Raw genomic sequence first — 12,655 nt, forward strand, 5'->3', positions numbered from 1 at the left:
GCGGTCTCTGCATTAATGCCCGAATCGGTGCGGGCGAAGAGAAATAAATGGGTTACCTTCAATCCTGCGTGGCGAGCCGAATAATCGCTTAATCCTCGGTTTTGGCGCGGTAAATCCGCTGTGGACGGCCAACCTTGCCGTAAATGATCTCGGCGCGGAGCTGCTGGGCGGCAGTGGCAAACTCCAGATAACGGCGTGCGGTGGTGCGGCTTAACCCCATATTTTTCGCCACGCTTTCGGCGGTGTGATGGGCTGAAGGTGGGTCGAACAAGGTACGTATTTTTTCCAGCGTGAGTTCATCAATCCCCGCCGGCAAAGCTGCTTGTTGTTCACTGCGCGAATAGGTATTGAACATATCGTCAATACGGCGCTGGTTAAGGCGTGCGTTATCTTTCAGCGCCTGGCGCCGCTGGCTGAACCGCAACAGGGTACCGGCCAACCGGTCATAGGCCAGGGGTTTGATCAGGTAATCGAACACCCCGTAACGCAGCGCTTCGGCTACCGTATCCATGTCACTGGCGGCGGTGATAAACACGATGCCGCCCGTGTAGCCGTTCAGGGTCAACTCGCGCAACAGTTCAATGCCCTGGCCGTCAGGCAGGAAATTGTCCAGCAGGATCAGATCCGGCCTGAACCGCTCCACCATCATGCGCGCCTGCCCCAGCGTGCCGGCCAACCAGATTTGCCGGCCGCCGCCGTTCTGCTTGATGAACTCTGCGTGCATCTCCGCCAGCGGTGTTTCATCTTCGACGATCAGAATATTTAACCATTCCATAATTAAACCCATACTTGCAATAAAGATGCAAAATTAATGTAAGTTAGTCGCGTCTGAAAATAAACGGCGCTTTATGAATAAACACCATAAAAATAATTAAGTAAATAAAAAACATTAAATAACTTATTCACGAATGAGTGTTTGTGAAATAGGTCAATAATTCACGTTTTTTTTCTGTTTACCATAGCGTCATTAAATAAATCTATCGCCATTTTTAATTTCAACTTTATGGTTTTAAAGGTTTTATTTATGCTTGTTAATGTTAATTAAAATGGTTTTTTGTTATTTATTGGTTATTCCAGAGAGACAATTATGTTGGGCGGCGCTGTATTTCATCGGGTGAAAAGATCAGATCATAAAGAGATTGCGCAGATTAATGCTTTTCTGCGCAGTAACGATCTGAATATTGATACTACGGTAGAGGTTTTTATTACCGTGACTCAGGACGATAAGTTGGTCGCCTGCGGCGGCATCGCAGAGAATATTATCAAATGCGTCGCCATCAGCCCGCAAATGCGTGGCGAAGGGCTGGCGCTTACGCTGGCGACCGAACTGGTGAACCTGGCCTATGAACGTCATTACACCCAACTGTTTATCTACACCAAACTGCAAAATGAGCCGTTGTTCCGCCAGTGCGGCTTCTACCCGATAGCCCGCGTGCCGGGCATCGTGGTGCTGATGGAAAACAGCCCATGCCGCCTGAAACGCTACGCGGCCCAGTTGGCGGGCCAGCGGCGGCCAGGCAAGCGCATCGGCAGCATCGTGATGAATGCCAATCCTTTTACCCGCGGCCATCAATATCTGGTGCGCCAGGCGGCGGCGAAATGCGACTGGCTGCACCTGTTTCTGGTGAAAGAAGACACCTCGCGTTTCAGCTATGAGGACCGGCGGCGGCTGGTGCTGGCGGGCACTGCTGATATCGCCAACCTGAAGGTGCACGAAGGATCGCAATACGTCATATCCCGCGCCACTTTCCCTTGTTACTTCATTAAAGATCAGGGTATTGCCGATGACTGTTACACCGAGATCGATCTGAAGATCTTTCGGCAGTACCTGGCGCCCGCGCTGGGCATTACCCACCGTTTTGTCGGCAACGAGCCGTTCTGCGCGGTCACGGCCAAGTACAACCGCGATATGCGCTATTGGCTGGAAACGCCAGAGCTGCCCAGCCCGCCGATCGCCCTGGTGGAAATTGAGCGTTTGCAATATCAGGGCACGGCGATCTCCGCCTCCTGGGTGCGCAAGTTGCTGGCGGCGGGTGATTTCCACGCCGCCGCGCCGCTGGTACCGCCAGATACCCTTTATTACCTGCAAGATTTGCAAACGCAGCGCCGGGCCAAACCGGCGGCCAAACCCTTTGAATCCGCATAATCAGGTGAACGATGAAAATTATCCGAGAAGCAGTGGCCGGCACGCTGGAATCCAGCGATGTCATGGTGCGCATCGCACCCGCCGAGGGGCCGGATCACGATCTGCTGATCGCCAGCAGCGTGGAAAAACAGTTCGGCCAAGCCATCCGCCAAACGTTGCTTGAGGTGCTGTTGCGTTATCAGGTGGAGCCGGCGCAGGTGATGGTGGACGACAAAGGCGCGCTCGACTGCGTGCTGCGCGCCCGGTTGGAAACCGCGCTGATGCGCGCCAGCGACAATGGCCAACTGCCGTGGGGGGCCTGTGATGAAAACGCTGAATAAACACCGCCTGCGCCGCAGCATGCTGTTCGTTCCCGGCGCCAACGCGGCCATGGTGAGCAACGCCTTTATCTATCAGGCCGATGCACTGATGTTCGATCTGGAAGACTCGGTGATCCTGCGTGAAAAAGACGCGGCGCGGCGGCTGGTGTACCACGCGCTGCAACATCCTTTGTACCGGGAAGTGGAAACCATAGTGCGGGTCAACGCGCTGGATTCCGCCTACGGGCTGGCGGATCTCCAGGCGGTGGTGCGCGGCGGGGTGGATATCGTGCGCCTGCCGAAAACCGACAGCGCGCAGGACGTCGTGGAGATGGAACGCGAAATTGCCGCCATCGAAGCCGACTGCGGCCGCCCGGTCGGCAGCACCGGCCTGCTGGCGGCGATTGAATCGGCGGCGGGCATCACCCACGCGGTGGCGATTGCCCATGCCTCGCCGCGCCTGATCGGCATTGCCCTGGGCGCGGAGGACTACGTGCGCAACCTGCGCACCGAGCGTTCGCCAGAGGGTATCGAACTGCTGTTTGCACGTTGCTCGTTGTTGCAGGCGGCGCGAGCCGCCGGCATTCAGGCGTTCGACACCGTGTATTCCGACGCCAACAACGAAGCCGGATTCCTCCAGGAAGCGGCATTGATCAAACAGCTCGGTTTCGACGGTAAATCCCTGATCAACCCCCGACAGATCGAGCTGCTGCACAACCTGTATGCGCCGACCGCCAAAGAGGTGGCCCAAGCCCAGCGGGTGGTGGACGCCGCCGCAGCGGCAGAGCGGGAAGGGCGCGGGGTGGTGTCGCTCAACGGCAAAATGGTCGACAGCCCGGTGATTGAACGCGCTCGGTTGGTGCTGAAACGTGCGGCGCTTTCCGGCATCCGCGAAGCGTCGGTTCAGCAGAAAGAGGAAGCATAATGAAACGTCAACAACGACTGATGACCCTGAACAACCTGGCGGACCTGCGTTGCTATCAGGATGCCTCCAAGGCCAATCAACAGGCGCGCAAACCGCGTGACGGTAAACGCTGCGACACGCTGGAACAGGCGGTGCGCCGCAGCGGGTTACAGGACGGTATGACCATCTCCTTCCACCATGCGTTTCGCGGCGGCGATCTGGCGCTGAATCAGGTGATGGAGACGCTGGCGGCGATGGGGTTTCGCAATCTGACGCTGGCTTCCAGTTCGCTGAGCGAATGCCACGCGCCGCTGGTCGGCCACATTCGTCACGGGGTGGTGAGCCGCCTCTACACGTCGGGCCTGCGCGGCCCGTTGGCGGAAGCGATTTCACGCGGCCTGCTGGCCGAACCGGTACAAATCCATTCCCACGGTGGCCGGGTCAACCTGATCGAGTCCGGCGAACTGAAGATTGACGTCGCCTTCCTCGGCGTGCCGGCCTGCGACGAGTTTGGCAATGCCAACGGCTACAGCGGCGAAGCCTGCTGCGGCTCGCTCGGTTATGCCAAAGTGGATGCCGAAGCGGCGGGCACCGTGGTGCTGTTAACCGAATCGATAGTGCCTTACCCGCACCATCCGGCCAGCCTGGCGCAGGATCGGGTGGATCTGATTGTTCAACTGGAGCGAGTGGGGGACGCCGACAAGATCGGTGCCGACGCCACGCGCATGACTTCCAACCCGCGTGAGTTGCTGATCGCCCGTCGCGCCGCCGAGGTGATTGCCGGGTCCGGCTACTTTACCGAAGGTTTTTCGCTGCAAACCGGTACCGGCGGCGCTTCGTTGGCGGTCACGCGCTTCCTGGAAGACAAAATGCGTGCACGCGGCGTTCGCGCCGGTTTCGCCCTCGGCGGCATCACCTCGACCATGGTGGAGCTGCATGAAAAGGGGCTGATTGCCCGGCTGCTGGACGTGCAGAGCTTTGACCGCGCGGCGGCGATGTCTTTGGCGCGCAATCCCCACCACATTGAGATCAGCGCCAACCAGTACGCCAACTTCAGCTCGAAGGGCGCTTCGGTCGACAGGCTCGACGTGGTGGTGCTGAGCGCGCTGGAAATCGACACCGGTTTTAACGTCAACGTGCTGACCGGCTCCGATGGGCTGCTGCGCGGCGCTTCCGGCGGCCACTGCGACACCGCAGCGGCGGCGCGGCTGGCGATTATCGTGGCGCCGCTGGTGCGTGGGCGCATTCCGACGCTGGTGGAGCAGGTGACTACCTGCGTGACCCCAGGCTCCAGCATCGACATTTTGGTTACCGATCACGGTATTGCCGTCAACCCGGCGCGCCCGGAGCTGGCGCAGCGGTTGCAGGAGGCCGGTTTGCCGGTGGTCGGTATCGACGGGCTGCGCCGCCGCGCTTTGCTGCTGACCGGCGAGCCTGAGCCGATCGCTTTTACCGATAAGGTGGTGGCGGTGGTGCGCTACCGCGACGGTTCGGTGATCGATGTGGTGCATCAGGTGGCGGAGTAACCCTATGGCTTACGTTGCCCCCGAACTGGCCGCCAACCGCGCCGTAAGCCTGCCGGAGCTGCTCACCAGCCGCGATTGCCGCCAGGCGCGCCAACAGGCATGGCTGACGCGCCATCAATCTACGCTGCTGGTACTGACGCTGGTCGTGCCCGGTGCGCGAAAAGACAGTGCGCTGACGCGCAACATCTTCAACCTCGGCTGGCAGGCACTGCAACAGCTATGGCGCGAGCAAGGTTGGCGCTGTCTGCAGGCCGAAACGCTGGCACTCGCCACCGGCTGCGAAGGTTTTCTGGCGTTGCAGGCCGATGCCCAGCGGGTGAAAGACTGCGCCATGCAGTTAGAAGTGCAACAGCCGATTGGCCGGCTGTGGGATATCGACGTGTTGGACACCCAGGGGCGTATTTTGTCGCGGCGCGATCTGGGGCTGGCGGAACGTCGCTGCCTGTTGTGCGGCCAGTCGGCCAAACTGTGCGCCCGCCAACGGCGGCACGGCAGCGAACAATTGCTGCAGCAAATGGAAAGGATGCTCAATGATGCGCTCTCAGTCCGTTAAGCCTGTCATGTGCGCGCCGCCAACGGCGGTACAGGATTTCGCCCGCACCGCCTACCGCGCACTGCTGGTGGAAGTGAACCTCACGCCCAAACCGGGGCTGGTGGATCGGCATAACAATGGCGCTCACCGGGATATGAACCTCGGTCACTTTTATCGCAGTGCCCGCGCTATCGGCATTTGGCTGCCGCGTTTTATTCAGCAGGGCTGCGACGATGCCGCCCGCCCGGCCGTCGAACAGCTTTTGCGGCTGCGTCCGCTGGGCCTGGCCTGCGAAAACCATATGTTCAAGGCCACCGGCGGCGTCAACACCCATAAAGGCAGCGTGTTTTCCCTCGGCCTGCTGTGCGCCGCTTTTGGCCGCCGTTATCAGCAGCAAAAGAAGATCGATGCCGCAACGCTGTGCGTCGAGGTGGCGGCCATGTGTCGTGGGCTGGTGGCACGCGAGCTGCAGACCCGCAACACATTGCAGACCGCCGGCCAGCGGTTGTTTGCCGAACATGGCCTGAGCGGCGCACGCGGCGAGGCGGAGTCCGGTTTTAGGCTGGTGATCAACGGCGCGTTGCCGTTCTACCGACAACGGCTGAAGGCGGGCTGCGATGAGCAAACGGCGCTGATGGACAGCCTGTTGTGGCTGATGGCCCACAACCAGGACACCAACGTCGCCTCGCGCGGCGGCCTGGCCGGGCTGCGCTGGTTGCAGCGGCATGCCGGCGGGCTGCTGGCGCAGGGCGGGGCAGAGGGCGCACGGGGCAGACAACGGCTGCGGCAGTTCGACGCCGACTGCATCCGTCGCCACCTCAGCCCTGGCGGCAGCGCCGATCTGTTGATCGTCACCTGGCTGCTGGCGCAATTACCGCATTCCGATATCCCTGTGGCCATTCAAGCGGCAACGTGAAATCCACCGGGTATAGCCAAAAAAATAACCCGTCTTCAGGAGAGTCTTATGTCTCAAACCCAGGAAAAAATCTGGAAAGCGATAGCGCCGCTGCTGGTGCTCGCGATCCTGCTATTGATACCCACGCCCGACGGCATGCCGCCGCAGGCCTGGCGCTATTTCGCCATCTTTGTGGCGATGATTGTCGGCATGATCCTGGAGCCGATCCCGGCGACCGCCATCAGCTTTATCGCCGTGACTCTCAGCGTACTCAGCGCCAACTGGGTGCTGTTTGGCGCGCAGGAGCTGGCGGAGCCGGGTTTCAAGGCCGGTAAAGAGGCGTTGAAATGGGGGTTGGCGGGCTTCTCCAGCACCACCGTCTGGCTGGTATTCGGTGCGTTCATCTTTGCGCTGGGCTACGAGGCCACCGGGCTGGGGCGGCGTATCGCACTGTTCCTGGTGAAGTTTATGGGCAAGCGCACCCTGACGCTCGGCTACGCGGTGGTGATCATCGATATCCTGCTGGCGCCGTTTACCCCGTCCAACACCGCACGCACCGGCGGCACGGTGTTCCCGGTAGTAAAAAACCTGCCGCCGCTGTTCGACTCCTTCCCCAACGACCCTTCATCGCGGCGTATTGGCGGCTACCTGATGTGGATGATGGTGGTCGGCACCAGCATCAGCTCGTCGATGTTCGTCACCGGTGCGGCGCCCAACGTATTGGGGATTGAGTTTGTCGGCAAAATCGCCGGGGTGCACATCAGTTGGATGCAGTGGTTCCTGGCCTTCCTGCCGGTCGGGCTATTGCTGCTGATTGTCGCGCCGTTGATTTCCTATTACCTGTACAAACCGGGCGTGACCCACAGCAGCGAAGTGGCTACCTGGGCCAACACCGCGCTGGGTGAAATGGGCAAGCTGACGCGCAAGGAGTGCACCCTGATTGGCCTGGTGTTGTTCAGCCTTAGCCTGTGGGTGTTCGGCGGCAAGTGGCTGGACGCCACCACGGTCTGCCTGCTGGCGGTCTCGCTGATGCTGGCGCTGCACGTGGTGTCGTGGAAGGATATCACCAAATACTCCAGCGCCTGGAACACGCTGGTTAACCTGGCGACGTTGGTGGTGATGGCCAATGGCCTGACGCGCTCCGGCTTTATCGACTGGTTCGCCCAGACCATGAGCACCCACCTGGACGGTTTCTCGCCGAACATGACGGTGGTGGCGCTGGTGCTGGTGTTCTACTTTGCCCACTACCTGTTCGCCAGCCTGTCGGCGCATACCGCCACCCTGCTGCCGGTGATCCTGGCGGTCGGCAAAGGGCTGCCTGGCGTACCGATGGAGCAACTTTCGATGCTGCTGGTGTTGTCGATCGGCATCATGGGCGTGTTGACGCCGTACGCCACCGGGCCGGGGGTGATTATCTACGGCTGCGGTTATGTGAAATCGAAAGATTACTGGCGGATGGGCGGCATTCTGGGCGTGGTGTATATCGCCGCGCTGCTGTTAATCGGATGGCCTATCCTGCGATTGTGGTACTGAGTTGCCTGCGGCCATCTGCGGATGGCCGCTTGTTGGATCCTCTCCCCGTGATACCCATCACACACTTCACCGGATAACCTCTCCATCATAGCGAGGCGAAAGCTAACATATTCAAAATAATCACTTTCCGGGAGCCTCTGCGGATGAGAAGAAAAACGTTATTGCTGTGTTTGCCCTTATTGTTGACTGGGAATGCCCTGGCGGAAACCAACGACTATCAGCTGGAACAGGTGCTGATGATGAGCCGCCACAACCTGCGCGCGCCGCTGGCCAATAACGGCAGCGTGCTGGCGCAATCCACCCCCAAAGCCTGGCCGGCCTGGGACACGCCGGGTGGCCTGTTGACCACCAAGGGCGGGGTGCTGGAAGTGTATATGGGCCACTATTTCAACGAGTGGCTCAAGCAGGCCGGCGTATTGCCGCAGGAAGGTTGCCCGACCGCCGGCAGCGTTTACGTTTACGCCAATAGCCTGCAACGCACGGTCGCGACCGCGCAGTTCTTTACCAACGGTGCGTTCCCCGGCTGCGACATCAGCGTGCATCACCAGGACAAAATGGGGGAAATGGACCCTACCTTCAACCCGATCATCACCGACAACAGCGAAGCCTTCAACCAACAGGCGCTGGGGGCGATGAACACCGAGCTGGCTTCGCTGAAGCTGGATGCGGCCTACAAGCAACTGGCGAAAATCATCGATTACAAAGATTCCAGCGCCTGCAAGACCGACAAGCACTGCGATCTGACCAAAGAAGCCAGCAAGATGAGCGCGGTGCCGGGCAAAGAGCCGGGCGTCGCCGGCCCGCTGCGGGTGGGGAACTCGCTGGTGGACGCCTTCATGCTGCAATATTACGAAGGCTTCCCGATGAAGGACGTGGCCTGGGGCAAAATCACCACGCCGCAACAGTGGAAACAGCTGGCACAGTTGAAAGACGGCTACCAGGACTCGCTGTTCACCTCGCCGGTGGTGGCGCAGAACGTCGCCAAACCGCTGCTGACCTACATCAACGGCGCCTTGATTGGCGAACGCAAACCGGATGCGCCGAAGCTCACGGTGCTGGTGGGCCATGACTCCAACATCGCTTCGCTGTTGTCGGCGATGCGCTTCAAGCCTTATCAACTGCCGCATCAGTATGAGAAAACGCCGATTGGCGGCAAACTGGTGTTCCAGCGCTGGCACGATAAGAAAAACGATCGCGACCTGCTGAAGATTGAGTATGTCTACCAGTCCGCGGACCAACTGCGCAATGCCGATAAGCTTACGCTGAAAACCCCGCCGCAGCGCGTGACGCTGGCGCTGGAAGGTTGCCCGGTGGATAAACAGGGCTTCTGTGCCTGGAGCGATTTCGAAAAAACCATGAAAGATATTCTGTAACCCTTCCGTTCCTCTCCCTCCGGTTGGGGGGGAGAGGAATAATCGTTGTTGCCGGTCCATCTGGCGTCTAAAATTAGCGGCCTGCACACTCACCCTGGACGACAAGTGTTCTCTTCTTTTATCTCCACACTCGAATGGCTGAACCTGGACGGATATCCGGGGCAGGTCGCCCGTTGCCGCTTTTCCCTGGCGGACTATCAGGACCGCTGTTTCGGCGACGTCGGCATGGCTCTCCCCGATCATCTGGCGCGTGCGGTACCGAAGCGGCGGGCGGAGTATCTGGCCGGGCGCTACCTGGCGCGGGCATTGCTGGCGCCGTTGGGGTTTGCGGATTTTACCCTGCAGCGAGGAGAAGACCGTGCGCCGCAGTGGCCGCAGGGAATTGCCGGTGCGCTCAGCCATAATGCGGATACCGCGCTGTGCGCGGTGCATCGGGAAAGCGGGCTGGGTGGCGTGGGGCTGGACGTTGAAACGCTGATCCCGGCTGAACGGGCCGAAGAACTGTGGACCGCCATCGTCGGCGAAGAAGAGTGCGCAACGCTGCGCCAGCGGCCGCAGGCGTTTAACCAACTGCTGACGCTGGCGTTCTCCGCCAAAGAGAGCCTGTTCAAAACCCTTTATCCGCAGGTGCGCTGCTACTTTGATTTTCTCGATGCGCGGATGGTGGCGATAGATACGCAACAACAGACCTTTGAACTGCAACTGCTTAAAACACTCACGGCGCATTGCCACGTCGGCCGCCGTTTCAGCGGGCGTTACTGGCATGAAGGTGACGCCGTAACTACATTTATCTATTTATAAATCAAATAAATGATTCACGTGACGCCGTCACGGTCTCTGTCGGCGATGCAACAGATGACGCGTACCTTCCGCCACCAATAACAGCACCGCCAGCCAGATCGGAATATAGGTCAGCCATTCGTCGCGGCCGATACTCTCGCCAAGCAGCAACGCCACCACCACCAACAGCACCGGCTCCACGTAGCTCAGCAGGCCAAACAGGCTGAACGGCAGCAGGCGGCTGGCCAGGATATAACACACCAACGCCGAGGCACTGAGAATCCCCAACAGCGGGATCTGCACATACAGCAGCGGATGAGTGGCCAATGCGGCCTGCGGACCGCTTCCGCCAAAGGCGAACCAGCCGGCGACCGGCAGCATCAGCGCCAGTTCGCACCACAGCCCGCCGAGGTTATCGGTGCCGCAACGCCGACGCAGAATAAAGTAAACCGGGTATCCCAACGCCACCACCAGCGTCGCCCAGGAGACGCCGCCCACCTGATACAGCGCGTTGCCGACGCCGATAATGGCGCAACCCACCGCCAGCTTTTGCAGCAGTGAAAGACGATCGAGGAAAATCACTCGCCCCGCCAGCACCATGGTCAGCGGCAGCAGGAAATAACCGAGCGACACCTCCAGCGCCTTGCCGTGCAGCGGCGCCCACAGGAACAGCCACAGCTGAACCCCCAGCAGCGCGGAACTCAACGGCAGAAACAGCAGGCGATGCGGCCGCTGCTTAACCCAGCGCAGCGTCTCGCTCACCCGGCGCCAGTCGGCGGAAAAAATCATGAATAGCGTCAGGAAAGGCACCGTCAGCAGGGTACGCCAGCCGAAGACCTGCTCGCCGTCGAGCGGGGCCAGCGTGGAGGTGTAGTAATACATCACGCCGAACAATACCGAGGCGACAACCGAAAGAACGATCCCTTTAATCACGTGCGATCCTGAAAGGTTATTGATTTCATTGCGGGTACTCTAGAGAAGTTTGGTGCCGACAACAATGGCGCGCATCACGCTGGACAATCGGCGGCGGCGAGTTAAAATAAATACTGGGTATTCATACAGGCATTGAGCAATGACTCTGGATCTTTTCGAAGACGCCGTGCCGCCGCCGTGGCGCGAGCAGATCGCTCCGGGCGCGGTGGTGATGCACGGTTTTGTGCGCGACCACGGGCCGGAGCTGCTGGCGGCGGTAAAGGGGGTGATCGCGCAGGTGCCGTGGCGGCACATGACCACGCCGGGCGGCCATGTGATGTCGGTGGCGATGAGCTGGTGCGGCAACGGCTGGAGCAGCGACAGCCGCGGCTACCGTTACTCCGAGCGCGATTCGCGCAGCGGCAAACGTTGGCCGCCCATCCCGGCTATTTTTATGGCGCTGGCGGACGAAGCGGCGCAACAGGCAGGCTTTGCGTCGTTCGTGCCGGATTCATGCCTGATAAACCGCTACGATCCCGGCAGCAAGCTGTCGTTGCATCAGGATAAAGACGAGCATGATTTTGGCTCACCGATCGTGTCGGTCTCACTGGGATTACCGGCGGTGTTTCAGTTCGGCGGCATGCAGCGCAGTGACCGAGCCCAGCGCATTCCACTGGCGCACGGCGACGTCGTCGTGTGGGGCGGTCCGTCGCGGTTGTGCTTTCACGGCATTATGCCGATCAAAGAGGGTTACCATTCGCTGGTGGGGCCGCACAGGATCAACATCACCTTACGCAAGGCGCTTTAGCTGCGGCTCTTTGGCCAGGCAGGCGACCAGATAATCGATAAACACCCGCAGTTTCGGCGGCAGATGCTGGTTGGGGGCATACAGCAGCCACAGGCCGCCGTGGTAGCTGCTGAGGAAATCCCACTCCGGCAACACCTGCACCACTTCCCCGCTGCCCAGCGCCTGCCGGGCGGTAAAATAGGGCAGGCTGCCGATGCCGAGGTGTTGTTTCACCGCATCCAGCCGCACGCCGGTATGGTTGGCGGCATAGCGCCCGCGCACGTTCACCGTGACCGCTTTGCCGCTGCGGCGGAATTTCCAGCGGGCGTCATTGGGCGTTTCCCCCAGATAAATGCAGCTGTGCTGCGCCAAATCCTGCGGCTGCTGCGGTGTGCCGTGCTGCGCCAGATACTCCGGCGTGGCGCACAACAGGTGTTCTATCGTCATCAGCTGGCGGCCGATAAGCCCAGGCGACGGGCGATCGGTAATGCGTAACGCCAGATCGACCCTATCGTCAATCAGGTCCATATAGCGGTCTTCCAGCCGCAGACGCACGTCCACCTTGGGGTAGCGGCGCAAGAATGCCGGGATATGCGGGTGCAGCACGAAGCGGCCCACCGCTTTGGGGACGCTGACGCTGATCAAGCCTTCCGGTTCTGCGGCGCCCTGGCCGCTGATTTCCATCACCGAATGCGCGGCCTCCAGCATGTTGCGGCAGCGCAGGAAGGCTTCTTCGCCCTGTTCGCTCAGGCGCAACTTGCGGGTAGTGCGGTGCAGCAGTTGCAGCGCCAGCGCTTGTTCGAGATTCGCCACGCTGCGGCTGGTGGCTGAGGGCGAGGTGCCCAGCAGGCGGGCGGCGGCGGAGAAACTGCCGCTCTCTACCACCTGAACGAAAACGGCCATTTCGGCCAGCAGAGAATGGGATAGATTTGTGCTCACAACGCAAAGGTCCATTGTAAAGAAGACGG

General features: G+C 60.2%; 13 protein-coding genes. 10 read left to right on the top strand and 3 right to left on the bottom strand.

All coding sequences use genetic code 11. The features are described 5' to 3' along the window. Positions 1-88 precede the first annotated feature (88 nt). Complete coding sequence (dpiA, locus tag V2S86_RS03180; RefSeq protein WP_330761185.1) at positions 89-775, bottom strand: two-component response regulator DpiA; 687 nt, start codon at positions 773-775, stop codon at positions 89-91. Positions 776-1,087: 312 nt separating this feature from the next. Between dpiA and citC the strand changes: the two genes are divergently transcribed. The 9 genes from citC (at position 1,088) to V2S86_RS03225 (ending at position 10,009) form a co-directional block, all read left to right on the top strand. Then, the gene (gene citC, locus V2S86_RS03185) at positions 1,088-2,146 is read left to right on the top strand and encodes a [citrate (pro-3S)-lyase] ligase (RefSeq protein ID WP_330761186.1); all 1,059 of its coding nucleotides are present in this window, start codon (positions 1,088-1,090) and stop codon (positions 2,144-2,146) included. Positions 2,147-2,157: 11 nt separating this feature from the next. Continuing rightward, positions 2,158-2,466 carry a citrate lyase acyl carrier protein gene (citD, locus tag V2S86_RS03190; RefSeq protein ID WP_330761187.1) on the top strand — a complete coding sequence of 103 codons (309 nt, stop codon included), beginning with the start codon at positions 2,158-2,160 and terminating at the stop codon, positions 2,464-2,466. Beyond that, positions 2,450-3,370, top strand: coding sequence for a citrate (pro-3S)-lyase subunit beta (gene citE / locus V2S86_RS03195; protein ID WP_330761188.1), 921 nt, complete (start codon positions 2,450-2,452; stop codon positions 3,368-3,370). Before citD ends, citE begins: the two co-directional genes overlap by 17 nt. Continuing rightward, entirely contained in the window at positions 3,370-4,875 is a 1,506-nt protein-coding gene (gene citF, locus V2S86_RS03200; RefSeq protein WP_330761189.1) for a citrate lyase subunit alpha, read from the top strand. Before citE ends, citF begins: the two co-directional genes overlap by 1 nt. Positions 4,876-4,879: 4 nt before the next feature. Beyond that, the gene (citX, locus tag V2S86_RS03205) at positions 4,880-5,428 is read left to right on the top strand and encodes a citrate lyase holo-[acyl-carrier protein] synthase (protein WP_330761190.1); all 549 of its coding nucleotides are present in this window, start codon (positions 4,880-4,882) and stop codon (positions 5,426-5,428) included. Further along, positions 5,406-6,323: a triphosphoribosyl-dephospho-CoA synthase CitG gene (gene citG / locus V2S86_RS03210; RefSeq protein WP_330761191.1), complete on the top strand. Its 918-nt coding sequence runs from the start codon at positions 5,406-5,408 to the stop codon at positions 6,321-6,323. Before citX ends, citG begins: the two co-directional genes overlap by 23 nt. 48 nt (positions 6,324-6,371) lie before the next feature. Next, positions 6,372-7,835 carry an anion permease gene (locus V2S86_RS03215; protein WP_330761192.1) on the top strand — a complete coding sequence of 488 codons (1,464 nt, stop codon included), beginning with the start codon at positions 6,372-6,374 and terminating at the stop codon, positions 7,833-7,835. Between the two features lie 143 nt (positions 7,836-7,978). After that, positions 7,979-9,208, top strand: coding sequence for a bifunctional glucose-1-phosphatase/inositol phosphatase (agp, locus tag V2S86_RS03220; protein WP_330761193.1), 1,230 nt, complete (start codon positions 7,979-7,981; stop codon positions 9,206-9,208). Between the two features lie 45 nt (positions 9,209-9,253). Further along, a complete protein-coding gene (locus V2S86_RS03225; protein WP_330761194.1) occupies positions 9,254-10,009 on the top strand; it encodes a 4'-phosphopantetheinyl transferase family protein in 756 nt (251 codons plus the stop codon). 27 nt (positions 10,010-10,036) lie between these two features. On the opposite strand, the gene rarD is transcribed toward V2S86_RS03225, so the two are convergent. Continuing rightward, positions 10,037-10,921 (bottom strand): EamA family transporter RarD, encoded by an 885-nt coding sequence (rarD, locus tag V2S86_RS03230; protein ID WP_330761195.1) that lies wholly within the window; start codon positions 10,919-10,921, stop codon positions 10,037-10,039. A 139-nt stretch (positions 10,922-11,060) separates the two neighbouring features. On the opposite strand from rarD, the gene alkB reads away from it, so the two are divergent. Next, entirely contained in the window at positions 11,061-11,708 is a 648-nt protein-coding gene (alkB, locus tag V2S86_RS03235; protein WP_330761196.1) for a DNA oxidative demethylase AlkB, read from the top strand. On the opposite strand, the gene V2S86_RS03240 is transcribed toward alkB, so the two are convergent. Beyond that, entirely contained in the window at positions 11,691-12,626 is a 936-nt protein-coding gene (locus V2S86_RS03240; protein ID WP_330761197.1) for a LysR family transcriptional regulator, read from the bottom strand. The genes alkB and V2S86_RS03240 overlap by 18 nt on opposite strands. Positions 12,627-12,655: the final 29 nt, after the last annotated feature.

The organism is Serratia sp. C2(1) (assembly GCF_036352655.1).
Taxonomy (GTDB): domain Bacteria; phylum Pseudomonadota; class Gammaproteobacteria; order Enterobacterales; family Enterobacteriaceae; genus Serratia; species Serratia inhibens.